The 24,320-nt window shown below is 63.5% G+C and carries 20 protein-coding genes and 1 pseudogene; 14 read left to right on the top strand and 7 right to left on the bottom strand.

All coding sequences use genetic code 11. The features are described 5' to 3' along the window. Positions 1-17 precede the first annotated feature (17 nt). On the top strand, positions 18-2,177 hold the full coding sequence (locus RTH74_RS23245) for a type I secretion system permease/ATPase (protein ID WP_179545159.1): 2,160 nt from the start codon (positions 18-20) through the stop codon (positions 2,175-2,177). Between the two features lie 12 nt (positions 2,178-2,189). Beyond that, positions 2,190-3,548, top strand: a complete 1,359-nt coding sequence (locus tag RTH74_RS23250) for an HlyD family type I secretion periplasmic adaptor subunit (protein ID WP_106733954.1) — start codon at positions 2,190-2,192, stop codon at positions 3,546-3,548. A 186-nt stretch (positions 3,549-3,734) separates the two neighbouring features. On the opposite strand, the gene RTH74_RS23255 is transcribed toward RTH74_RS23250, so the two are convergent. From RTH74_RS23255 to RTH74_RS23265, 4 genes and pseudogenes are all read right to left on the bottom strand, one after another. Beyond that, entirely contained in the window at positions 3,735-4,328 is a 594-nt protein-coding gene (locus RTH74_RS23255) for a DTW domain-containing protein (RefSeq protein ID WP_316916209.1), read from the bottom strand. A gap of 92 nt (positions 4,329-4,420) precedes the next feature. Then, complete coding sequence (locus RTH74_RS23260; RefSeq protein ID WP_420713178.1) at positions 4,421-5,461, bottom strand: methyl-accepting chemotaxis protein; 1,041 nt, start codon at positions 5,459-5,461, stop codon at positions 4,421-4,423. Between the two features lie 243 nt (positions 5,462-5,704). Then, positions 5,705-5,986, bottom strand: a pseudogene (locus tag RTH74_RS24300) (PAS domain-containing protein); the annotation flags it as partial. Between the two features lie 117 nt (positions 5,987-6,103). Beyond that, positions 6,104-6,997 (bottom strand): LysR family transcriptional regulator, encoded by an 894-nt coding sequence (locus RTH74_RS23265; protein WP_099525325.1) that lies wholly within the window; start codon positions 6,995-6,997, stop codon positions 6,104-6,106. A 312-nt stretch (positions 6,998-7,309) separates the two neighbouring features. Here RTH74_RS23265 and RTH74_RS23270 point away from each other — a divergent pair, with 312 nt between their 5' ends. From RTH74_RS23270 to RTH74_RS23315, 10 genes are all read left to right on the top strand, one after another. Further along, positions 7,310-8,152, top strand: a complete 843-nt coding sequence (locus RTH74_RS23270) for a TIM barrel protein (RefSeq protein ID WP_316916211.1) — start codon at positions 7,310-7,312, stop codon at positions 8,150-8,152. A 9-nt stretch (positions 8,153-8,161) separates the two neighbouring features. After that, on the top strand, positions 8,162-9,202 hold the full coding sequence (locus RTH74_RS23275; RefSeq protein WP_316916212.1) for a 2-oxoglutarate and iron-dependent oxygenase domain-containing protein: 1,041 nt from the start codon (positions 8,162-8,164) through the stop codon (positions 9,200-9,202). A 45-nt stretch (positions 9,203-9,247) separates the two neighbouring features. Continuing rightward, a complete protein-coding gene (locus RTH74_RS23280; protein WP_316916213.1) occupies positions 9,248-10,054 on the top strand; it encodes an ABC transporter substrate-binding protein in 807 nt (268 codons plus the stop codon). Positions 10,055-10,178: 124 nt separating this feature from the next. Beyond that, entirely contained in the window at positions 10,179-11,693 is a 1,515-nt protein-coding gene (locus tag RTH74_RS23285) for an amino acid ABC transporter permease/ATP-binding protein (protein ID WP_316916214.1), read from the top strand. Next, the gene (locus RTH74_RS23290; protein WP_316916215.1) at positions 11,690-12,415 is read left to right on the top strand and encodes a class II aldolase/adducin family protein; all 726 of its coding nucleotides are present in this window, start codon (positions 11,690-11,692) and stop codon (positions 12,413-12,415) included. Before RTH74_RS23285 ends, RTH74_RS23290 begins: the two co-directional genes overlap by 4 nt. Positions 12,416-12,558: 143 nt before the next feature. Continuing rightward, a complete protein-coding gene (speB, locus tag RTH74_RS23295) occupies positions 12,559-13,518 on the top strand; it encodes an agmatinase (RefSeq protein WP_099525319.1) in 960 nt (319 codons plus the stop codon). Between the two features lie 76 nt (positions 13,519-13,594). Continuing rightward, on the top strand, positions 13,595-15,001 hold the full coding sequence (locus tag RTH74_RS23300; RefSeq protein ID WP_316916216.1) for a YjiH family protein: 1,407 nt from the start codon (positions 13,595-13,597) through the stop codon (positions 14,999-15,001). A 21-nt stretch (positions 15,002-15,022) separates the two neighbouring features. Next, positions 15,023-16,624 carry a 5-guanidino-2-oxopentanoate decarboxylase gene (locus RTH74_RS23305; RefSeq protein ID WP_316916217.1) on the top strand — a complete coding sequence of 534 codons (1,602 nt, stop codon included), beginning with the start codon at positions 15,023-15,025 and terminating at the stop codon, positions 16,622-16,624. A gap of 157 nt (positions 16,625-16,781) precedes the next feature. Further along, on the top strand, positions 16,782-18,122 hold the full coding sequence (locus tag RTH74_RS23310) for a cytosine permease (protein WP_316916218.1): 1,341 nt from the start codon (positions 16,782-16,784) through the stop codon (positions 18,120-18,122). A 51-nt stretch (positions 18,123-18,173) separates the two neighbouring features. Then, positions 18,174-18,905, top strand: a complete 732-nt coding sequence (locus tag RTH74_RS23315) for an MBL fold metallo-hydrolase (RefSeq protein WP_316916219.1) — start codon at positions 18,174-18,176, stop codon at positions 18,903-18,905. 5 nt (positions 18,906-18,910) lie between these two features. On the opposite strand, the gene RTH74_RS23320 is transcribed toward RTH74_RS23315, so the two are convergent. Continuing rightward, positions 18,911-19,042, bottom strand: coding sequence for a PA1414 family protein (locus tag RTH74_RS23320; protein ID WP_316916220.1), 132 nt, complete (start codon positions 19,040-19,042; stop codon positions 18,911-18,913). Positions 19,043-19,129: 87 nt separating this feature from the next. Continuing rightward, on the bottom strand, positions 19,130-20,848 hold the full coding sequence (gene aceK / locus RTH74_RS23325) for a bifunctional isocitrate dehydrogenase kinase/phosphatase (protein WP_316916221.1): 1,719 nt from the start codon (positions 20,846-20,848) through the stop codon (positions 19,130-19,132). 220 nt (positions 20,849-21,068) lie between these two features. On the opposite strand from aceK, the gene RTH74_RS23330 reads away from it, so the two are divergent. Continuing rightward, positions 21,069-21,959 carry a DMT family transporter gene (locus tag RTH74_RS23330; protein WP_316916222.1) on the top strand — a complete coding sequence of 297 codons (891 nt, stop codon included), beginning with the start codon at positions 21,069-21,071 and terminating at the stop codon, positions 21,957-21,959. A 117-nt stretch (positions 21,960-22,076) separates the two neighbouring features. Here the strand turns inward: RTH74_RS23330 and cysK are convergent, their stop codons facing one another. Continuing rightward, positions 22,077-23,048, bottom strand: a complete 972-nt coding sequence (gene cysK, locus RTH74_RS23335) for a cysteine synthase A (RefSeq protein WP_316916223.1) — start codon at positions 23,046-23,048, stop codon at positions 22,077-22,079. Positions 23,049-23,176: 128 nt separating this feature from the next. Between cysK and RTH74_RS23340 the strand changes: the two genes are divergently transcribed. After that, positions 23,177-24,259 carry a DUF748 domain-containing protein gene (locus RTH74_RS23340; protein ID WP_316916224.1) on the top strand — a complete coding sequence of 361 codons (1,083 nt, stop codon included), beginning with the start codon at positions 23,177-23,179 and terminating at the stop codon, positions 24,257-24,259. The last annotated feature ends 61 nt before the right edge of the window (positions 24,260-24,320 follow it).

The raw sequence follows: 24,320 nt of genomic DNA on the forward strand, positions 1-24,320 counted from the left end.
CTGAGGAGTAGTAGAAATTGACCACCATGGAACGGCCAGGGCCGACCAGTGATCCGCGGCTCAGTCACGACGATCCGTTGTTGGATGGTCTGTTGATCCTGTGCAGGCTGCACGGCTGTTCCGCCAGTCGCGGCAGCCTGAGCGCTGGGCTGCCTCTGCCAGAGCAGCGCCTGAGCCCCGACCTGCTGGCCCGCGCCGCAGCACGAGCGGGGTTGCAAGGACGCTTGCTGCAACGCGACCTAGCCAGTATCTCAGCACTCAACCTACCGGTACTGCTGCTGCTCAAGGACGGCCGCAGCGCCGTGCTGCGCCAGTGGGGACCAAAGCAGCAGGCGCAGATTCTGCCCTGCGAAACGGATGGCGGCGAGCAATGGGTCAGCCGCGAACAACTGGCCACCGAGTACAGCGGCCGGGCCTTCTTCGCTCGCCCGCGGCATGAGCTTGAAGAAGCCCGCACACCGCTGGTGCCGCGCATCGAAGCCTGGTTTCGCGACACCTTGAAGCTGTCGCGCTGGCTCTATACCGATGCCGTGCTGGCCAGCTTGCTGATCAACCTGCTGGGTTTGATGGTGCCGCTGTTCGTGATGCAAACCTACGATCGCGTGGTGCCCAATCAGGCGACCTCGACGCTCTGGGTGTTGGCGATTGGCCTGTTTGTCGGCACCGGTTTCGAACTGCTGCTCAAGGTATTGCGCGCGCACCTGCTGGACACCGCCGGCAAGAAGACCGATGTGGTGCTGTCAGCCACCTTGTTCGAACGCATCACTGGCATGTCGATGAAAGCGCGACCGGCCACCATCGGCGGTTTCGCACAGAGCATTCACGACTTCCAGGGACTGCGCGATTTTCTCACGGCCGTGACCCTGACCAGCCTGATCGACCTGCCCTTCTCCCTGCTGATGCTGCTGGTGATCGGCCTGATCGGTGGCCCGCTGGTGTTCATCCCCCTGCTGGCCTTCCCTATTACCGCACTGTTTGCCTACATCATCCAGGTGCGCCTGCGCGACACAGTGCAGAAGAGCCTGCAACTTGGCTCGCAGCGCCAGGCATTGTTGATCGAAACCCTTGGAGGCCTGGAAACCCTCAAAGCATGCGGCGCGGAAAGCGAGCGCCAACATCAGTGGGAGCAAACCCACGGTGCCCTCACCCGCCTGGACGGCCATGCAAAATTCCTCGCCTCACTGGCCACCAACGGCACCCTGTTCCTGCAGCAATTCGCCGGCATGGCCACCATCGTCGCTGGGGTCTACCTGATCATCGCCGGCCACCTTAGCGTCGGCGCGCTGGTGGCCTGCTACATGCTGGGCAGCCGGATTCTTGCGCCACTGGGCCAGATCGCCGGACTGATCACCCGCTACCAACAGGCGCGTCTGACCATGACCAGCACCGACGCACTGATGGCATTGCCACAGGAGCGTCAGGACAAGCAGCGCCCGCTGGATCGCACCCAGCTCAAGGGGGCACTGGACATCCGCCAGATCAGCTTCACCTACCCCGGCCAGAACGCCCCGGCGCTGCACAACGTCAGCCTGCGCCTCGGCGCCGGTGAGCGGCTCGGCATCATCGGTCGCAGCGGCTCGGGCAAAAGCACCCTGGCGCGTCTGATGATGGCGTTCTACAGCGCCGACGAAGGGCAGATCCTGCTCGACAACCTCGACCTGCGTCAGCTCGATGTTGCCGACCTGCGCCACCAGATCGGCTACGTTGCCCACGACCTGCCGCTGCTGGCCGGCAGCTTGCGCGACAACCTCACCCTCGGTGCGCGTTACATCAGCGATGCGCGCATGCTCGAAGTGGCCGAGCTGACTGGCGTCGTCGATCTGGCGCGACAGCACCCGCAGGGCTTCGACCGTCCGGTGGGCGAGCGCGGCCAACTGCTTTCCGGCGGCCAGCGCCAAGCCGTGCTGCTGGCCCGGGCGCTACTGCTCGACCCACCGATCCTGGTGCTCGACGAGCCCACCAGCGCCATGGACAACACCAGCGAAGACCTGCTGCGCCAGCGTCTGCACAGCTGGGTGCAGGGCAAGACCCTGATCCTCATCACCCACCGCGCCTCCATGCTCAGCCTGGTAGATCGCCTGGCCGTGCTGGACAACGGTCGTGTGGTGGCAGACGGGCCGAAGGAAGCGGTGATCGAAGCCTTGCGCAAGGGCCGCGTCGGCCCAGCCAGCCTGTAGGAGCGACGAGCGATGCAAGCGACCCAGAACCTCGGCAACTACTTCGGAAGCTTGCGCGAGAAACGCCAGGACACCGAGTTCATGCCGGAAGTCGAAGGCGCCATTCTGGAAGACTCGCCCTGGCTGAGCCGCATCACCGTGTGGGCGGTCAGTGCCTGCCTGCTCAGCGCACTGGTCTGGGCGCATTTCGCTGTGCTCGAGGAGGTGACCACGGGTGAAGGCAAGGCCATCCCGTCGAGCAAGGTGCAGGTGATCCAGAACCTCGAAGGCGGCATCGTCAGCGAGATATTCGTGCGTGAAGGCCAGGTGGTGGAAAAGGGTGACACCTTGCTGCGGCTTGATGACACGCGCTTTCTATCCAATCGTGGGGAAACCGAAGCGGATCGACTGGCACTGATCGCCCGTCTCGAACGACTGAGCGCCGAGGCCGAAGGACGAGAACCGCAACTGCCCGAAGAAATCACCCGCGACGCGCCACAACTGGCAGAAGACCAATTGGCACTGTACCGCTCACGCCAACAACGCCTGCGCAGTGAGCAACGCACCCTGGGCGAACAACTGCGGCAGAAGGAGCAAGAGCTTGCCGAATTTCGCTCCAAGTCCCAGCAATACCGTTCCAGCCTCGGCCTTTTGCAGCAAGAGCTGAACATGTCGCAACCGCTGGTGGCCTCGGGGGCGATTTCCCAAGTCGAAGTGCTACGCCTGCGCCGTAGCGTGGTGGAAGTTCGAGGATCACTGGAAGCCACCAACCTGGCCATTCCCCGCGCAGAAGCGGCGATGAGCGAGATCAAGAGCAAGATGGACGAATCCGAGCTGGCCTTCCGCGCCGAGGCCTTCAAGGAGCTCAACGAATTACGTACCGAACTGCAGAAGATCACCGCCACCAGTGTCGCCATCCAGGACAAGGTAACCCGTACCACCGTGACCTCGCCGGTGCGTGGGGTGATCAAGCAGCTTAAGGTCAATACCATCGGTGGCGTGGTGCAGCCGGGTAGCGACATGCTGGAGATCGTACCGCTGGACGACAGTCTGTTGATCGAGGCCAAAGTGCGCCCGCAGGATGTGGCCTTCCTACATCCAGGGCAGAAAGCCATGGTCAAGTTCACCGCCTACGACTACACCATCTACGGCGGCCTCAAGGCCAACCTCGAGCTGATCAGCGCCGACACCATCACCGACGAGGAAGGCAACAGCTTCTACCTGATCCAGGTACGCACGGATAAAAGCCATCTCGGCAGCGACGAACACCCGTTGCTGATCATCCCCGGCATGGTCGCCACGGTTGACATCATTACTGGTGAAAAGAGCGTGCTGGCCTACCTGCTCAAGCCCGTGCTCAAGGCCCGCTCGGAAGCCATGCGCGAACGCTGAATACCTGCCGTGCATGCTGCGTAGCCCGGATTTCATCCGGGCTACGCGACATCGCCAGATGCGCCATACGTACCGAGCCCGAACCGTAGCATTCATCAAAAGCCGGTGCGCGCGGCGCACCCTACATGCCTTCGCCCTTATAGATCTGCCACGGCTACGCTCGTAGGGTGCGCCGTGCGCACCGCTTCAACGCTGGTGGTTGCGGACAAACACTGCTTCGCCCATCGCCGCAATCTGCCCCTCGATCAAGGCATCGAATGGCCGCAACAACGCCTCGAAGCCCTTTGGCGCCTCGAGCGTATCCAGGGCCGCAACAACCGCCTCGATGGTCGACAGCGCCCCCTCTTCCGGTGCCTTGCGCAGACGGTAACGCGACGGAGCCACTGCCCCCAGGCTCACACGCGGCAGTGCCGCCAGCGACGGGTTGAGATGCAGCAGCTTGCGCGCCTTGCGCCAGGTGCCATCGGGCACCACCAGCAACAATGGCTTCTCGTCGGGCGCATAAGCGCTCAAGGCGACGGACTCTTCGCCGGGAAACAGCAGACAGGCTCGATAGTCAGGCTGCGCGAGCAATTGCGGCAGATCATCGAACACCTCCCCCACGCGCAACTCGGCGTTGCGCAAACCCAGCGCAGCCAGGCGAGCGGTATTGAGGGCATGACCGACCTCGCTCGGATGCTGCAGGATGAGCAACCGAGTGCGACTCTCGAGGTCGGGAATCAGCGGGCAGAGGCAATGGCTGAGCGGGCGCTGGCAGCGGGAGCAGGTCGGACGAGGCATGCCGCGCAGTGTGCCAGAACACCTCGAACTCGCGTAGCCCGGATGCACTCCGGGCACATCGAAGCAGTCCTCGGATTACATCCGGCTACGGGTCAGCGATTGAAACGCTCCGCCAGGCTGTGCAGGTAATCGGCCATTTCCTCCAGCTCGCGGCTGATCGCCGCGCCCTGATGCGCCTGGCCGGCACTGTGATCGGAAAGCTGGGCGATACGGGTGATCTGCCGGCTGATGTCCTCGGCCACGTGGCTCTGCTCCTCGGAGGCGGCCGCCATCTGCTGGCTCATACCGGTGATACGCGTTACCGCCGAGCTGATGCCCTCCAGTGCATCGCGCACCGACTCCACGCTCTGCACGCTGCCACGGGAAATTTCCTCGCCCTTGCCCGCCGTCACCACGGCGCGCTCGGCTCCAGCACGCAGGTCAGCGATGATCTGGTGAATCTGCTCGGTGGACTGACGGGTACGCGATGCCAGCGAGCGCACTTCATCGGCGACCACAGCGAAACCGCGCCCCTGCTCCCCTGCCCTGGCCGCCTCGATGGCAGCGTTGAGCGCCAGCAGGTTGGTCTGCTCGGCAATCGACGTGATCACGTCGGCAACGCTGCCGATCGACTGCGTGGAGTTGGCCAGTTCGTTGACCGCCTGACCAATATCGTTGACCGCCTTGGCCATCTGTCGCATCGAATCCAAGCTGCCGACAGCCAGATCGCGTCCCTCACGCGCCAGGCGATCCGCCTCTTCGGCGGCATGCGAGGTGTTCTGTACGTTGTGTGCGACTTCCTGAATGGTCGCCGCCATCTCGTTGATGGCGGTGGCCGACTGGTCTGTCTCGGCGCGCTGTTGATCGAGCATCTGTGCGCTGGATTGCGACAGTTCGGCCGATTGCGTCGCACGCTTCTTGACGTTCTCGCCTGCATCTTCCAGCCGCGTCAGTGCCGTCTGCAGTCGCGCCTCTTCGCTGATCATTGCCATGTCCAGCAAGGCCTGGGCACCGCGATTATCGCTGTAGGTCAGCGCCACCAGGCCGCTGGTAAAGGCTTTCGGATGCTCCGCCAGCGTGCGGCGAATCAGTTGCCGGGTCCGATACAGCTGGTAGGAGCCCAGCGCGAACAGCGTCAGCACGATAAAAGCCATCAGCGCCCAGCCAGAAACCACCCAGTGCGCCGCAACAATCAGCAGCGACGCGGCGATCAGCGGCCAGGAGCGCACCAGGTCATAGGTCCAGTATTCCAACTTCGGCACGGGTGATTTTCCGGCCCGCAGCCGGGCATAGAGTGCTTCGGCACGACGCTTCTGGGCCTCGGTGGGCAATGAGCGCACCGACTCGTAGCCGGAAATTCTGCCGTTCTCATAGATGGGCGTGACGTAGGCGCTGACCCAGTAGAAGTCGCCGTTCTTCGAGCGGTTCTTGACGATGCCCATCCAGGGCTTGCCCTGCTTGATGGTGTCCCACATATGCCCGAATACGGCAGGCGGCATGTCCGGGTGGCGCACCAGGTTGTGCGGCTGGCCGATCAGTTCCTCGCGGGTGAAGCCGCTGATCTCGACGAAGGCATCGTTGCAGTAGGTGATCTTGCTGTTGAGGTCGGTGGTGGAAATCAGGCGTTCATCAGCGGGGAAGGTTCTTTCCCGCTGAGTCACGGGCAGGTTCTGGCGCATCGAGGCTTCCCTGTTCGAATTGAAGTTGGTACAGACGTATGAATAAGTACTAGCACAGCCTAATAACGGCGCCAGTCGTAGGCTCTAAGCCTTTCGGAGGAGAAAGGCGACCCTGTTTCAGATCTGATTCAGTTGCGCCTTGAGCAGGTCGCGAAAGGTCTGAATCAGCGGCTCGCGGGTACGTCCGCGACGCAGGATCAGCGAGAACGGGGCCTGGTAGCCGAAGGTGGCGGGCAACAGCACACGCAGCTTGCCCTGATCGACCCAGGGCTGAGCGTAATGCTCGGGCAGATAGCCTATGTAGGCGCCGGAAAGCACCAGAATCAGCTGTGCCTCCATCGACTCCACGGTGGCCGCGCTGTGCTTGAAGCCATGGCGCGCCAGCTCGGCCTGGCTCCAGTAGCCACGGCCAACCATGCGCTGCTGGGTGATCAACTCCTCAGGTATCCGCCGCTGCTCGAACAAGGGGTGTCGCTCGCTGCAATACAGCCAGTGCTGCTCACGGTAGAGCGGCTGATAGACCAGGCCGTTCATACGTGTGGAGAACGCACCGATGGCCAGATCCAGGCGGTTGTCGAGCACTGCCAGTTGCAGTTCATAGGGGCTCATCACCGACAGGTGCATGTGCACGCCTGGGTGTTCCTGGCTGTAGGCACCGATCACCTCGGCCAAAGGCAGGGCCGGGTCGCTGACGGTGGAGTCCAGCACACCGAGGTTGAGCGTGCCACGCAGCTCGCCCTTGAGCGCCGCCGAGTAACGCTCGAAGCCTTCCAGCTCGCCGAGCAGACGCAGGGTTTCCTGGTGGAAAAGCTCGCCCTTGCTGGTCAGGCTGAAGCCGCCACGGCCGCGATGGCAGAGCACGATGCCGAGCTGGCTCTCCAGTTGACTCATGTAGGTGCTGATGGCCGAGGTGGATAAGTTCAGTTCCTGCTGCGCAGCAGCGAAACCCTGATGACGCACCACGGCGACGAAGATCTTCAGCAGTTTCAGATCGGGCAAGGCGAAGGACATGAGGGCGCACGGCGGATTAACAGAGCGCCAGTGTAGCGCCATGCAGGCCCCGCAGACATCCAGGGAAACGGAGTTCGGGCTCTTGTAGGAGCGGATTTATCCGCGATTATCGCGGCTAAAGCCGCTCCTACTACCCCCATCCACAATAGTTCAGTAATCACTGAACTAAGTATTTGTTCAACGCGATTTAACCTGCTCACACGCTGCGCCAACAATGCAGCCATAACCAGGCGCCGGCTCGAACCGGACGCCATCGGGCACTAGCCCCATTGCCAATCTGCCGCTGACCTTCGCCCTCTCCAGGAGACGGCCATGCGACTGGAAATCTTCCGCACCCTCTGGGGTTATCGCGGCAGTTGGCAGCAAGCGCTCGACGAAGCGCTCGGTGCCGGCTTCGACGGCCTCGAAGCGCGCATCCCCGAGACCGCCGCGCAGCGCGCCATCAATGCCCGTCTGCTACGCGAGCAGAACGTCCCCTATATCGCCACCCTGTTCACCTCCACACCGGTACTGCCGCGCCAGAGCGACAGCCCGCAGGTGCACCTCGAAGACCTGCGCATCAAGCTCGACTGGGCGGCCGAGCTCAGCCCACGGCTGGTCAACGTGCTGCCCGGCAACGATCGCTGGTCGCTGAGCGAGCAGGTCGATTTCTTCGCCCGTGCCGTCGAACTGGCCGCCGCCTGTGGGCTGAAGGTGTGCTTCGAAATTCACCGCGGCCGCTCGCTGTACAGCCCCTGGGTCACTCTCGACGTGATCCGCCAGGTGCCCGAACTGCGCTTCACCAGCGACATCAGCCACTGGCTGGTGACCTGCGAGCGCCTGCTCGACGATCCCGCCGACGACCTTTCCGCCTTCATCGAGCGGGTCGACCACATCCAGGCCCGCGTCGGCTACGACCAAGGCCCGCAGGTGCCGCACCCCGGCGCCCCGGAATACGCCGAGGTACTGGCCTTCCATCAGCGCCACTGGGAAAGCATCTGGAGCAGCCAGGAAAAACGCGGCCTGCAGACCACCACCCTGACCCCCGAATTCGGCCCGGACGGCTACCTGCACCACCTGCCCTTCACCGACATGCCGGTGGCCGACCTGTGGCAGCTCAACCAGTGGATGGCGCGCTGCGAGCGCCAGCACTTCCACCGTTTCACCAGTCGCTGAGGAGCCGTGATGAACAACAACGCCAAGCATTTCACCGAAATCCCCGTGGTCGACATCGCCGGCCTGTTCAGCAGCGACCCGGCCGAGCGCCTGGCCGTGGCCGAGAACCTGGGCCGCGCCGCCCGTGAGGTGGGCTTTCTCTACATCAGCGGCCATGGCATCGAGCAGACGCTGATCGATGGCCTGCACCGCGCCGCCGAGGACTATTTCGCCCAGCCCCTGGACGCCAAGATGCGCCACTACATCGGCACCTCGGCCAGCCACAAGGGCTTCGTGCCCGAAGGCGAAGAGCGCTACGGCGCCGGCAAACCGGACCACAAGGAAGCCTTCGACATCGGTTTCGAAGTCCCCGCCGACAACCCGCTGGTGCTGGCCGGCACGCCGCTGCTGGGGCCCAACGACTGGCCCACTCTGCCCAACTTCAAGGAAGCGGTGCAGGCCTACTACGCTCGCATCTTCCAGCTTGGTCGCACGCTGTTCCGTGGCTTCGCCCTGGCCCTCGGCGTGCCGGAAAACACCTTCGACGAGATGGCCAACTTCCCGCCATCGAAGCTGCGCCTGATCCACTACCCATTCGACGGCGCAGCCCAGGATGCCCCCGGCATCGGCGCCCACACCGACTATGAGTGCTTCACCATCCTGCTCGCCGACCGTCCGGGGCTGGAGGTGATGAACGACCTCGGCCAGTGGATCGACGCACCGCCGCGCGAAGGCACCTTCGTCGTCAACATCGGGGACATGCTCGAGGTGATGAGCGCCGGCACCTTCGTCGCCACCTCGCACCGCGTGCGCAAGGTCAGCCAGGAGCGCTACTCCTTCCCCTTCTTCTATGCCTGCGACTACCACACGCAGATCCGCCCGCTGCCGCAGTTCGAGGCCACCGGCCAGAACTACGAAACCATCAGCATCGGCGAGCACATGTGGAGTCAGGCGCTGCAGACCTATCAATACCTCAAGAAGCGCGTCGAGGACGGCCAGTTGCATCTGCCCGAACGCGCCCGCGCACCGTCCAGCTTCGGCCACCTGAAGCACCAGCCAAGCGCGCTATGACTTTCCCCACTGCCAACACAAAAAACTGATCCGGAGATAAGCACAATGGCAACCCGTACCCCGCTACGCACCACCGCCCTGGCCCTCGCCTGCACCCTCGCTGGCTTGTTCGCCACCGCCCACGCCGCCGAAACGCCTAAGACCCTCTCCAGCGGCGAGCTGAAGGTGGGCATGGAAATCACCTACCCACCGTTCGAATACTACGAAGGCGACCAAGTGAAAGGCTTCGACCCGGAAGTGTCAGCGGCGCTGGCCAAGCGTCTGGGCCTGGAGGCGAGCTTCAGCGACATCACCTTTCCGAACCTGATCCTCGGCCTCGACGCGGGCCGTTTCGACACCATCATCTCCGGCATGTACATCCTCCCCGAGCGCCTGGAGAAAGCCGATGCCATTCCCTACGCCAAAACCGGTGCGGCGATCATGGTGCGCAGCGACGCCGAGCAGAAACCGGCGACGCCCGAAGAGCTTTGCGGCCTGACCGTCGGCCTGCAACAGGGCACCTCGTGGATTCCGGCGCTGCAGAAGGTTTCCGACGGCTACTGCAAGGAAAAAGGCGCCGGCACCATCACCATCAACCAGTACCCGACCACCTCGGAAACCTCCCAGGCGCTGCTCTCCGGCCATATCCAGGCGCACCTGGAGATAGACGCTGCCTCGCTGCTGATCGTCGAAAAATCCCGGGGCCGCATTGCCATCAGTTCCAAGGGCTCGATCTACCCGCAGGTGCTGGGCATCTACGTGAAGAAGGGCAACAAGCAGTTGCTCGACGCCCTGAAAGCCGCGCTGGACGAGTTCAAGGCCAGCGGCGAGTACAGCGAGCTGCTGAAGAAATACAACCTGGAAGAAGCCTGAAACCAATCCGTGGATGAGCCCTATGGCTCACCCACGGGTACTGCATGGCAGGACAGCTTCACCCCGCTGGCCGGTACTCCCTCCGATCAGCGGCCTTTTTCGGCTTGAGTCACAGGTGCCCCATATGCCGTTCGAATGGAGCTATTTCTTCTCCCTGTTTTCCATGCCGGCCTTCTGGGCCGCGTGCTGGACGGTGGTCAAACTCAGCAGCCTGGCCTGGCTGCTCGGCCTGATGCTGGGCTTCGGCCTGGCCAGCGCCAAACAGGCCAGCAGCCGCTGGGTCAGGGCGCCCGCCGCGATCTACGTGTGGTTCTTTCGCAGCGTGCCGCTGCTGGTACTGCTGATCTTCGTCTACAACCTGCCACAACTCATCCCGGCCAGCGGCAAGGTGTTGTCCAACCCCTTCTATGCCGGCCTGTTCGCCCTGGTGCTGACCGAAGCGGCGTACATGGCGGAGATTCACCGCGGCGGCCTGCTCTCGGTGGCCAAAGGTCAGCGCGAGGCCGCCCGTGCCCTGGGTATAGGCCGCCTCGGCGCGCAGCGGCTGATCGTGGTGCCGCAGGCGTTTCGCATCGCCCTGCCAACGCTGACCAACGAGTACGTCACCATCGTCAAGCTGACCTCGCTGGTCTCGGTGATCTCCCTCAGCGAGCTGCTGCTGGTCGGCCAGCGCCTCTACGCGCAGAACTTTCTGGTACTGGAAACCCTCGGCGCGGTGGCGGTGTACTACGTGCTGATCGTCAGCCTGTTCGGCTGGGGCCTGCAGTATCTGGAGCGTCATCTCGACCTCAGCCGCCGTAAGCCGAGCACCCTCGGCGATGCCCAGGTGACCAAGCTGCGCAGCGACCTGCCACAGGTCGCGACCGGCAACGCCCGGGTTCGTGAGCCAGGCACTCCGGCGGCGCTGTACCTGAGCAATATCCACAAGCACTACGGCGATCACCACGTACTCAAGGGCATCGACCTGAGCGTGCAGCCTGGCGAGGTGATTTCCATCATCGGCCCGTCCGGCTCCGGCAAGACCTCGCTGATCCGCACCATCAACGGCCTGGAAAGCATCGACCAGGGCGAAATCGTACTGTTCGGTGAGAGCTTCATCCAGGCCGGCGACCGCCCCGAGAACCGCCGCCAGCGCGAAGGCGTGCGGCGCATCGGCATGGTATTCCAGAGCTTCAACCTGTTCCCGCACCGCACCATCGCAGACAACGTGCTGCTCGCGCCGCGCTACCACGGCCTGGGCGATACCGTCGACCTGCGCCGGCAGGCTCTGGCGCTGCTGGACAAGGTCGGCCTGCTGGCCCATGCCGACAAATACCCGCATCAGCTCTCCGGTGGCCAGCAGCAGCGCGTGGCCATCGCCCGCGCCCTGGCGATGAAGCCGGACATCATGCTGTTCGATGAACCCACCTCCGCGCTTGACCCGGAACTGGTCGGCGACGTGCTCGCGGTGATCCGCGACCTGGCCCGCGAAGGCATGACCATGCTGATCGTCACCCACGAGATGGACTTCGCCCTGTCGATTTCCGACCGCGTTCTGTTCATGGAAAACGGTCACGTCCAGCTCGACGCCTCACCCGACGCCATCCGCACCGGCAATCACGAACGCGTACGCCGCTTCATCGGCCTGGAGAACGCATGAACGACATCGCCACCCTGCGCCGCGACCTGGCCGCGGCCTACCGTCTGGCTGCTCTGTTTGGCTGGGACGACACCCTCTACACGCACTTTTCCGTGCGCCTGCCCAGCGATGGCGAGCCACGCTTTCTGATCAACCCGTTCGGCCTGTTCTTCGAGGAGATTCGCGCCAGCGACCTGATCGTGGTGGACATGCACGGCAAGGTGGTCGAGGGCAACGCCGACTACAACGTTGCCGGCTTCACCATCCACAGCGCCGTGCACATGGCCCGCGACGACGCTCACTGCGTGATCCACACCCATACCCTGGCCGGCATGGCGGTGGCAGCCCAGGACGCCGGCCTGCTGCCGCTCAACCAGATCAGCACCGAGTTCCACCAGCGCCTGGGCTACCACGCCTACGAGGGTGTGGCACTGGATCTGGACGAACGCGTGCGCATCCAGGCTTCGCTGGGCGACAACATCGCCCTGCTGCTGCGCCACCACGGCCTGCTCAGCGTCGGCGCCAGCGTCGCCGACGCCTTCTACGTCATGCATTACCTGAATCGCGCCTGCGAGATCCAGCTTGCCGCCACCGGCGGTGGCCAGCCCTGCAGCGAGATACCCGCGCACCTGGCGCAGCACGCTTGCGAGCAGTTACAGGGCGCCGAATGGCAACGTCAGCTGATCTGGCAGGCCTGGCTACGCAAGCTCGATCGCCTCGATTCCAGCTACCGCGACTTATGAGCACACGCCGCCAACCCTTATGAACCGGGGCTTACAGCCTTACTTCAAACAATCCTGAAGTAAGTTTTTGCCCCAGCCGATTTTTCCCAGCGCCTGGCCGGTCAAGACTCCGGCCACAACCAGAACGAGCCTGAGGCCTACCCATGGACAAGACCTTCCACCAGCCCCTGGGCGGCAATGAAATGCCCCGCTTCGGCGGCATCGCCACCATGATGCGCCTGCCCCACATCCAGAGCACCGAGGAAAAACGCCAGCTCGACGCCGCCTTCGTCGGCGTGCCGCTGGACATCGGTACCTCGCTGCGCTCCGGCACCCGCTTCGGCCCGCGCGAGATTCGCGCCCAGTCGGTGATGATCCGCCCGTACAACATGGCCACGGGCGCCGCGCCGTTCGACTCACTGAACGTGGCCGACATCGGCGATGTAGCGATCAACACCTTCAACCTGCTTGACGCCGTGCGCATCATCGAAGAGGCCTACGACGAGATCGTCGAACTTGGCATCAAGCCGCTGACCCTGGGCGGCGACCACACCATTACCCTGCCGATCCTGCGCGCCCTGCACAAGAAACACGGCAAAATCGGCCTGGTGCATATCGACGCCCATGCGGATGTGAACGACCACATGTTCGGCGAGAAGATCGCCCACGGCACCACCTTCCGCCGCGCCCAGGAAGAAGGTCTGCTCGACAGCGAACGCGTGGTGCAAATCGGCCTGCGCGCCCAGGGTTATACCGCCGAGGACTTCAACTGGAGCCGTAAGCAGGGCTTTCGCGTGGTGCAGGCCGAGGAGTGCTGGCACAAGTCTCTGGAGCCGCTGATGGCCGAAGTGCGCGAGAAGGTCGGTGGCGGCCCGGTGTACCTGTCCTTCGATATCGACGGCATCGACCCGGCCTGGGCGCCCGGCACCGGCACCCCGGAGATCGGCGGTCTGACGACTATTCAGGCCATCGAGATCATTCGCGGCTGCCAGGGCCTGGACCTGATCGGCGGCGACCTGGTCGAGGTCTCCCCTCCGTACGACACCACCGGCAACACCTCGCTGCTCGGCGCCAACCTGCTGTACGAAATGCTTTGCGTGCTTCCGGGAGTTCAGCGCCGCTGATCCATGGCTTTTATGCCCGTTCGGGTGTCCTAGACGACACCCGATACATTCAAACAAAAATAATCAAGGTGACCTGATGAATCGCGAAGACACTGCCCCGGCGCTGGACAAGCAGCCGCCAAGCAACGACCCTGCCGCGCGACCTTACGACCTGCGCCAGTTTCTGATCTTCCTGATCCCTTCCCTGCTTGGCGTGCTGCTGTTTCTCACCCCCATCGTCTATGAAGAGAAGGTGACCATCGGCCTCGGCGTCATGGCCGATGCACTCAAGGCCGCTGTAAGCGAACAGTTGCCAGCCATCGCCACCGGGCTGCTGATCATCTCCGCAGTGCTGGGCGTATTCGGCAGCCTGCTCAAGCCGCGCTGGGTCACCGAGCGCCGCGCGCTGGACGATCTGTTCAACCTGCATCCACTCTGGCTCGGCCTGCGTGTGGTCGGCGCGCTGTTCGCAGCCATGACCTTCTGGCAGTTCGGCCCTGAATGGGTCTGGAGCGCCAACACTGGCGGAGTGGTACTGAAAGACCTGGCGCCAGTACTGATCACCTTCTTCCTGGTCGCCGGCCTGATTCTGCCACTGCTCACCGACTACGGTCTGATGGAGTTCTGCGGCACCCTGGTGCGCAACGTATTCCGCAAGATCTTCGGCTTGCCGGGCCGCTCGGCCATCGACGCCATCGCCAGTTGGCTTGGCTCCGGCACCGTTGGCGTGCTGATCACCGCCCAGCAGTACCAGAAGGGTTTCTACAGCGCCCGTGAGGCGGCGGTGATCGCCACCAACTTCTCCATCGCCTCGATCGCCTTCAGCCTGCTGATCACCAGCTTCATGAAGCTCGACCACCTGTTCGTGCCCTTCTACCTGACCGTGGTGGTCGCTGGCCTCGCTGCCGCCATCATCACCCCACGCATCCCACCGTTGTCGTGGAAGAAGGACGAGTACGTCGCTGGCGTCGGCAAGCAGATTCAGGAAGACGTGCCGGCTGGCACCTCGCTGCTGCGCTGGGGCCTGACCCAAGCGATCCAGCGCGCCAATGCCAATCCCTCTCCCGTGCAGATGGTGAAGATCGGCGTACACAACGTGGTCGATATCTGGCTCGGTTTGTTGCCGCTGGTGATGGCTATCGGCACCGTGTCCCTGGCGATTGCCGAGTTCACTCCGATCTTCAACTGGCTGTCCTACCCCTTCGTGCCACTGCTCGAAGCCCTGCAGTTGCCAGAAGCGGCCAAGGCGGCACCGGCCATGCTGGTGGGTTTCGCCGACATGTTCCTGCCGGCAGTACTGGGCAAGGGCATCGAAAGTGAGCTGACCCGTTTCGTGGTGGCCTGCGTGTCGCTGACCCAGCTGATCTACATGTCCGAAGTGGGCGTGCTGATCCTCAAGGCCAAGCTGCCGCTGAACCTGCTGGAGCTGTTCGTCATTTTCATCATCCGCACCCTGATCACCCTGCCGATCATCGCGCTGATGGCGCACTGGATCGTCGGCTGACGTCGACACAAGGACCTGACCATGACCACCTGCGGCGAATTTCTCGTCAAGCAACTCGAAGCCTGGGGCGTCGACACCGTGTTCGGCATTCCCGGCGTGCACACCGTCGAGCTCTACCGTGGCCTGCCGCACAGCGGCGTCCGCCATGTCACCCCGCGCCACGAACAGGGCGCCGGCTTCATGGCCGACGGCTACGCGCGCGTCTCGGGCAAGCCTGGAGTGTGCTTCATCATCACCGGGCCGGGGATGACCAACATCCTCACCGCCATGGGCCAGGCCTACGCCGACTCGATCCCGATGCTGGTGATCTCCAGCGTCAACGAGCGCGAACGCCTGGGCCTGGGCAAGGGCTATCTGCACGAGCTGCCCAACCAGCGGGCGATGACCGCAGGCGTCACCGCCTTCAGCCACACCCTGATGAGCGTCGAGGAGCTGCCTGCCATCCTGTCTCGCGCCTTCACCGTGTTCGAAGGCGAGCGGCCACGCCCGGTGCACATCGAACTGCCGCTGGACATCATCACCGCCGATGCCTCGCACATGTCCCTGGCGCCGCGCCCGACGGTGCGCCGCCCGGCGCCGAACCGCACGCTGATCCGCGAGGCCGCCGGGCTGCTCAAGCAGGCCGAACGCCCATTATTGCTGCTCGGTGGTGGCTGCGTCGCCGCCGAGGCCGAGGCCCGCGCCCTGGCTGCCGCGCTGGATGCACCGACTGCCTTGACCATCAACGCCAAAGGCCTGCTTCCGCCGGGCGATCCGCTGCTGCTGGGCAGTAACCAGTCGCTGCGCCCGGTGCGCGACCTGGCGCTGGAGGCCGACGTGGTACTGGCCATCGGCACCGAGCTGGGCGAGACCGACTACGATGTGGTGTTCGACGGCGACTTCCGCCTGCCTGGCCGGCTGATCCGCATCGACATCGACGGCCAGCAACTGCAGCGCAACTTCACCCCGCACCTGGCGATTCAGGGCGATGCGCGCTTGGCCATGCGCATGTTGCTGGCCGAGTTCGATCTCCGTCAGCCGGGCGAACACAGCACCGGCGCCCAGCGTACTGCTGCCCTGCAGGAGCGGCTGGCCGAGGATTTCAGTGGTTGGGCGCACTACCGCCAGTTGTTCGACTGCATCCTCGATACCCTGCCCGATGCCCGCTTCGTCGGCGACTCGACACAGACCGTGTACAGCGGCAACCATCTGGTCGAGCTGGACGGCGCGCGGCGCTGGTTCAACGCCTCCACCGGCTACGGCACCCTCGGCTACGGTCTGCCGGCAGCCATCGGCGCCAAGCTGGCTGAACCGACTCGCCCGGTGATCAGCCTGATGGGTGACGGCGGTATTCAGTTCACCATCGCCGAGCTGGCCAGTGCCGTAGAGGCAGGGGTCGGTATCATCGTGCTGCTGTGGAACAACGCCGGCTACGGCGAGATCAAGCGCTACATGCAGCGCCGCGATATCACCCCGATTGCCGTCGACATCTACACGCCGGATCTGCTGGCCATCGCCCGTGGCTTTGGCTGCGCCGCCGAGCGTGCGCGCGACCATGCCCATCTGGCCGAGCTGCTGCGCAGCGCGCCCGAAGACCGCCCCTTGATCGTCGAAGTGCAGGAGGCTGCGCCCTTTCATCCCTGACTAGATCAATCGCGGCTAAAGCCCCTCCCACGGAAATCGAGGTGCCCCTGTGGGAGGGGCTTTAGCCGCGAGCCCGCGTGACCATAACCACAAGATTCAGCTGTACCACTGACTGCCGCCCACCAATACCAATAATCAAGCATCGGGGAGTCGTTCCATGTTCAAGAATCTCAGCCAGCATTTCGGCCAGGACGGCCTTGCTCCTACCGACAAGGCGCATCGCAGCCTCGGCCTCGGCGGCACCATCGCCCTGTGGCTGGGCGCCAACGTGGTGGTCACCACCATCCTCACCGGCATGCTGCTGGTGCCGGATCTGAAATTCACCCAGGCCATGCTCATCGTGCTGATCGGTTCGGGCATCGGCATCCTGCCGCTGGTACTGGTCGGGCTGATGGGCCAACGCTCGGGCCTGACCACCATGGTGCTGGCACGTGGCAGCTACGGCTCGCGTGGCGCCAAGCTGCCGTCGCTGGTCAACCTGCTGACCCTGCTCGCCTGGAGCTGGATCCAGGCGCTGCTGGCCGGCATGAGCCTGAACTACGCGGTGGAACATCTGACCGGCTACTCCAACCTGCCGCTGTTCACCATCCTCTGCGAAACCCTGGTGTTGCTGATCGCCCTGCGCGGCCACCTGGGCATCGAGCGGGTCGAGCGCTGGGCCGCCATCGGCATGCTCCTGCTGGCCGCTGCGGTGTTCTACGTGATGGGACAGAAGTTCGAGTTCGCCAGCCTGCTGGCCATGCCGACCGAACCGCGCAACGAAATCACCCCGGGTATCGCCTTCGATATCGTCATCGCCACTGCTTTTTCATGGATTCCACTGGCCGCCGACTACAACCGCAACTGCCGCAGCCAGGGCGTGGCGACGGTCGGCACCTGGGTCGGCTATGTCGCTGCCACTCTACTGGCCATGGGTCTGGGCGCCACGGTGTCCGGCTTCTCGGTGTTGACCGGCATGGAGCAGACCTACGATCCGGCGGTGCTGTTGGCCGGCTTCGGTTTCGGCCTGCCGGCGGCCATCGTGGTGTTCCTCTCGGTGATGACCACCAACGTCATGTGCGTCTACAGCGCCTCGCTGTCGTACCTCAACATCAGCCCGAAAACACCGTTCTGGAAGCCGGCGCTGACCATCGGCGTGCTGTCGATTCTCGGCTCGCAGATCCCCGGCATCCTCGACAATTTCCAGAACTTCCTGTTGGTGATCGGCAGCGTGTTCATCCCGGCCTTCGCCGTGCTGATCGCCGACTACTTCCTGATCCACAAGGGCGACTACGCCGTGGACGAACTGCTCAGTGAAGATGGCGGCCGCTATCGTTACCTGAACGGCTTCAACCCTGCGGCCTTCGTCGCCTACGGCCTGGGCGCGGTGCTGGCCTACTACTGGGGCTGGGTCTCACCGCTGGCCTGGGGCGCCTCGCTGCCGGTGTTCCTGATTACCGCTGCCAGCTACGCGGTATTGCGTCGCTGGGTGCTGGTGCCGCGAGCACAGCTGGCGTAGCGTGATAACAACCGTGGCGGGTGCAACCCGCCAGTGAGGTAAGTTCCGCTCATGAAAATCGTCAGTCGCGACCGCTGGTTCGAGGTCGAGCACCGCCACGACGGCATCTGCCTGATCCACGAGCCCTACGTGCGCCCCTTCTACCGCTGCAACATGTGGCATGTGCAGGGTCGCGAGCATGATGTGCTGATCGACTCCGGCTCTGGGCTGGTTAGCTTGCGCGAGCAACTGCCCTGGCTGACCGAAAAGCCGCTGCTGGCGGTGGCCAGCCACTGCCACTTCGATCATATCGCCGGACATCACGAGTTCGATGAGCGCCTGGTGCATCCGGCCGAGGCCGACATTCTCGCCGCACCGGATGGCGCCAATACCCTGGCTACGGACTTCGTCGGCGACGACATGTTCGAGGCGCACCCGGATTGCCCGCTGTGTTACGCCGAGTACCGCGTACGCGCAGCGCCGGCCACGCGTCTGATCGAAGATGGCGACGTGCTGGATCTAGGTAATCGGGTATTGCAGGTGCTGCACACGCCCGGTCATTCACCGGGCGGCATCAGCCTATGGGAAGCGAAGACGCAGACGCTGTTTTCTGGCGACATCCTCTACGACGGCCCGTTGATCGAGGACGCCTACCATTCGAATCTGGAGGATTACGCACAGAGTCTTGCACGCTTGCGCGAACTACCCGTACGCACCGTGCATGGCGGGCATTTCGGCAGTTTCTCGGGGCAGCGGATGCGCGAGATGATAGGCGCCTGGTTCGACGCCCATCGGCTCACTTGAGCGTTTCAGCGACGCTGCTGCGCTTCGCGCCGTAGACGCTCCTGCTCGGCTTCGCTGATACGAATTGGCTGAGGTTGCGGGACAAGGCCAAGGGCCTGCAACAGGGCTTGCAGTTGTTCTTGCAGCTTGGCGAGCATGGGTACGACCTCCTGCCAAGTAAAGGGAAGAGCCAGCGGCTCATTTATCAGATTAGGCCGGACAAACCGGATTTCAACCAGGCGCCGTCAAATTACCGGGCTCTTGCGCCGATAAGGGAACACGTCGATCACCTTGCCTGCGCGAATCGCCTCCTGCAACTGTTTCCAGTAATCGGCTTCGTACAGGTTGCCATGCAGCTGGCTGAATAGCCGGCGCTGCTTGATATCGGCGAACAGGAACGGCGGAAACTCCTCGGGGAACACGTCCATCGGCCCCACCGAATACCAGGGTTCGGAACTCATCTCGTCCTCGGGGAAACGCGGCGGCGGGATGCGGCGGAAATTCACCTCGGTGAGAAAGCAGATCTCGTCGTAGTCGTAGAACACCACGCGGCCATGGCGGGTGACGCCAAAGTTCTTCAGCAGCATGTCGCCGGGGAAGATGTTCGCGGCGGCCAGTTGCTTGATGGCCAGGCCGTAGTCGTCCAGCGCCTCGCGCACCTGCGCCTCGTTGGCGCTCTCCAGATAGAGGTTGAGCGGGGTCATGCGCCGCTCGGTCCAGCAGTGGCGTACCAGCACGGTATCGCCCTCCACCACCACGGTCGACGGCGCCACTTCCAGCAGCTCAGCCAGGCACTCGGGCTCGAACTTGGCCTTGGGAAAACGGAAATCGGCGAACTCCTGGGTATCGGCCATGCGCCCTACCCGGTCGACGCTTTTCACCAGGCGGTACTTCTCGATCACCGTCTTGCGGTCCACCGTCTTGGCGTGGGCGAAACGGTCCTTGATGATCTTGAAAACGGTATTGAAGCCCGGCAGGGTGAACACACTCATGACCATGCCGCGCACACCGGGCGCCATGATGAAGCGATCATCGGTGCTGGCCAGGTGGCCGATCAGCGCCCGGTAGAATTCGGACTTACCGTGCTTGTAGAAGCCGATCGAGGTGTACAGCTCAGCAACGTGCTTGCCTGGCAGGATGCGCTTGAGAAAGCCGACGAACTCGGCCGGGATGGCCACGTCCACCATGAAGTAGCTGCGGGTGAAGGAGAAGATGATCGACACCTCCGCCTCGTCAATGATCGCTGCATCGGCCTGGATACCCTGCCCTTCGCGGTGTAGCAGCGGGATCGCCAGCGGCCACTGCTCCTCAAGGTTGTAGATGCGCCCGATCAGGTAGGCGCCCTTGTTGCGATACAGCACCGAGGAGAACAGCTCGATGCACAGCTGCGGGTCCTTGCAGACCCAGTCCGGCAGGCTGGCGCGCAGTTGCTCTTCCAGACGCTGCAGGTCGCGAGGCAGGTCCTCGTAAGGAGCATCGAAACGGTAATCGTCGAAGATCGTCTGCAGTGCCAGGTGCAGCTCGCCAGAAGGCCGGTAACTGCGCGTCTGCGCCGCGCTGGGCTGGTTGCGTAGCGATGGCCGCGTGGTATGGATGAACATGCAGCCATCGCTGATCTGGTCATGGCTGAACAGGCTGCAGAAGATCGAGTTGAACCAGGTTTCCGCCAGTTCGTCGTCGAAACGCAGGTCGATCAGGGCAATGTAGGCACTCTTGACCAGCGGCCACTGCCCGACCTCCAGCAGCGAAGCATCAAACCCTTGCAACAAGTGCTCGCGGGTTTCTGCGACCTTCTCCTCATATAGATTGATACGCGCCGCCGAGGCCTGCTGTGCCTCCTGCCATTGCGCCTGCTCGAAGCGCACGCGCGCGCCATCGGTGATCTGACGAAAATGCTCGCGGTAATCGTCGAACCCCTCGAGGATCAGGCGAGCGATCTCGCCAGCCGGCCATTGCTGCCCCATTACGCATGCCTCATCTGCAGTGATCAGCCGAGCTTAGCCGACAACGCTGGCCTGGATGCAACCGGGAATCGCCACAGCCTCCACGATTGCATGTCGCGGCTAAAGCCCCTCCCACACCCTCACGCGCAGCACCGCCACACATATTCGAAAGTGCAATGCGGATTGCCAGAACCCCGCCCAGCGGCAACACTCTCGGCCCCACCCTGCCGGATACTCCGCCTTGCGTACCGCCGACCTGCTCCGCCTGCTGCTGCTCGCCGCCATCTGGGGTGCCAGCTTCCTGTTCATGCGCGTTGCCGCCCCCGTGTTGGGAAGCATGCCGACCGCGTTCTTTCGCGCCAGCTTCGGCGCGCTGGGGCTGCTCGCACTGCTTTTGCTGCTGCGCACGGACTGGGACTTCCGCGGCAAATTTCGCATCTGCCTGGGTTTGGGCGTGATCAATGCCGGCCTGCCTTCAGCCATGTATTGCCTGGCGGCATTGATCCTACCGGCTGGTTACTCGGCGATCTTCAACGCCACCACTCCGCTGATGGGTGTATTGATCGGCGCACTGTTTTTCCATGAGGACATCACCCGCAGCAAGGCGGCGGGCGTATTCCTCGGTCTGCTTGGCGTGGCGGTGCTGACTCGCACCGGCCCGGTGGCCTTCGACCTGCAACTGCTGCTCGGTGCCGGCGCCTGCCTGGTGGCCACCACCTGCTACGGCTTTGCCGGCTTTCTTACCCGGCGCTGGATCGGCCAACAGGGCGGCCTGGACAATCGCCTCACTGCCTTCGCCAGCCTCGCGGGTGCCAGCCTGTTCCTGCTACCGCTGTTCGGCGGCAGCCTGGCGCTGCAACCGCCGCCGAGCTGGGGCGGCATTGAGGTGTGGCTGTCGCTGGCCGGCCTTGGCCTGGTCTGCACCGCGTTCGCCTACGTGCTGTATTTCCGTTTGCTGGCCGATATCGGACCGATCAAGGCCAGCACCACCACCTTCCTCATCCCGCCATTCGGCGTGCTATGGGGCGCTTTGCTGCTGGGTGAGCCACTGAGCTGGGCCTACCTGCCTGGCTGCGTGTTGATCGCGTTGGCGCTGTGGCTGGTGGTGCGCCCGAGCGTGAGCAGAACGTAGTCGGGACGTAGGGTGGATCACGCTTTATCGATCCACCAAAGCGGTGGATGTGAAAAGCGACATCCACCCTACGCTTGGCTCAGCTTTTTAGCCTGTTGCCTGTAGCCTGCAACTGCCTTACTGCTGCAACTCCTGCTCGGTGAACATATCGCTGAATAGCATGCTCGACAGGTAGCGCTCCCCGGAGTCCGGCAGGATTACCACGATGGTCTTGCCCTGCATCTCCGGTTTCTCCGCCAGACGCACCGCCGCCACCATCGCAGCGCCGCAAGAGATACCGCAGAGAATGCCCTCCTCACGCATCAGGCGCTGGGCCATGGCCTTGGCGTCGTCGTCATTGACCTGCTCGACCTGATCGACCATCGCCAGATCGAGGTTCTTCGGCACGAAACCGGCGCCGATGCCTTGGATCTTGTGCGGGGCCGGCTTGACCTCGTCACCCGCCAGGGTCTGGCTGATTACCGGCGAACCCACTGGCTCCACCGCAACCGAGAGGATCGGCTTGCCCTGGGTCTGCTTGATGTAACGCGAAACCCCGGTGATGGTGCCGCCAGTCCCCACGCCCGCTACCAGCACGTCGATGGCACCTTCGGTATCACGCCAGATTTCCGGGCCGGTGGTCTTCTCGTGTATGGACGGATTGGCCGGGTTCTCGAACTGCTGCGGCAGGTAATAGTCAGGGTTGGCAGCGGCCAGTTCGTTGGCCTTCTCGATGGCGCCCTTCATGCCCTTGGCCGGCTCGGTCAGTACCAGTTCGGCGCCAAGGGCCTTGAGCACCTTGCGCCGCTCCAGGCTCATCGAGGCTGGCATGGTCAGCACCAGCTTGTAGCCACGTGCGGCAGCGACGAAGGCCAGGCCGATGCCGGTGTTGCCCGAGGTTGGTTCGACGATGGTCATGCCCGGTTTGAGCACACCGCGCTCCTCGGCATCCCAGATCATGCTGGCACCGATACGGCACTTGACCGAATAGGCCGGGTTGCGCCCCTCGATCTTGGCGAGGATGGTCACACCTTTCGGTCCCAGGCGATTGATCATCACCAGCGGCGTGTTACCGATGGCCTGGGAGTTGTCAGCGAAAATGCGGCTCATGATTCCTTCCTAAGCAGATGGACGATGAATAAGGGGCACCAGCCTATGCCCAGGTGCAGCGTCAGTCCAGCCGAACAGAATGCCGCGCACGCAGTCCATCGAAGATAGATCACTCGATGGACTGTCCGATGAAACGACGCTACAGCTGGCCCCTCAGGGCTCTGCTTGTCGCACTGCTGCTGGTGCTGGCGGCGCAGCTTACGCTGCCCTGGTTGATCCGCGACTACCTCAACGGCAAGCTCGCCGACATGGGCGACTACCGCGGGCATATCGCTGATATCGACCTGGCCTGGTGGCGCGGCGCCTATCGCATCAACGACCTGCGCATCGTCAAGAGTAGCGGCGACGTACCAGTGCCGCTGCTCGACGCGCCGCTGATTGATCTGGCGGTAAGCTGGCGGGCATTGTGGTCGGAACACGCCGTGGTCGCGGAAGTGTTCTTCGAGCGCCCACAACTGAATTTCGTCGATGGCGGCGAAAACGACCAGGCCACCCAGACCGGTGCCGGCACCGACTGGCGCGATCAGTTGAACAAGCTGCTGCCCATCACCCTCAACGAACTGCGGGTGATCGACGGCCGCATCAGCTTCCACAACTTCAGCACCGATCCCCAGGTGGAACTGAGCGCTGACCAGGTCAACGCCAGCCTCTACAACCTCACCAATGTCGGTGACGAGCCGGGCGACCGCGTCGCGCACTTCGGAGGTCGCGCGCTGTTGCTGGAGCACGCGCCACTGGAAGCCGAGACGACCTTCGACCCGTTCGAGCAATTCGAGGACTTCGAACTGCGCCTGCGCGCGAAGGACATCGACCTGACGCGCTTCAACGACTTCGCTCGCGCCTACGGCCGCTTCGACTTCAAACGCGGCAACGGCGACCTGGTGATCGAAGCGCAGGCCAAAAATGCTCAGCTCAACGGCTACATCAAACCCCTGCTGCGTGATGTCGAGGTGTTCGACTGGGAGCAGGACGTCGAAGACGAAGATAAAAGCGTACTGCGCTCGCTTTGGGAGGCCATCGTCGGCGGCAGCGAGACGCTGTTGAAGAATCAGCGCCGCGACCAGTTCGCCACCCGCGTCGAACTCAGCGGCAGCGTTCACGACCAGCAGACCAGTGCATTCCAGGCCTTCATCGCCATCCTGCGCAACGCGTTCGTCGAAGCCTTCACACCCCGCTACGAACGCCCACCACCCCAGCAGGACGGCAGCTGAGCTGTAGTCATAAGCAGCGGTGACCGCCCATTCAGTGACTGAATACTGCGTCTGCGTTCAC

Source organism: Pseudomonas sp. zfem001 (genome assembly GCF_032621725.1).
Lineage (GTDB): Bacteria > Pseudomonadota > Gammaproteobacteria > Pseudomonadales > Pseudomonadaceae > Aquipseudomonas > Aquipseudomonas sediminis.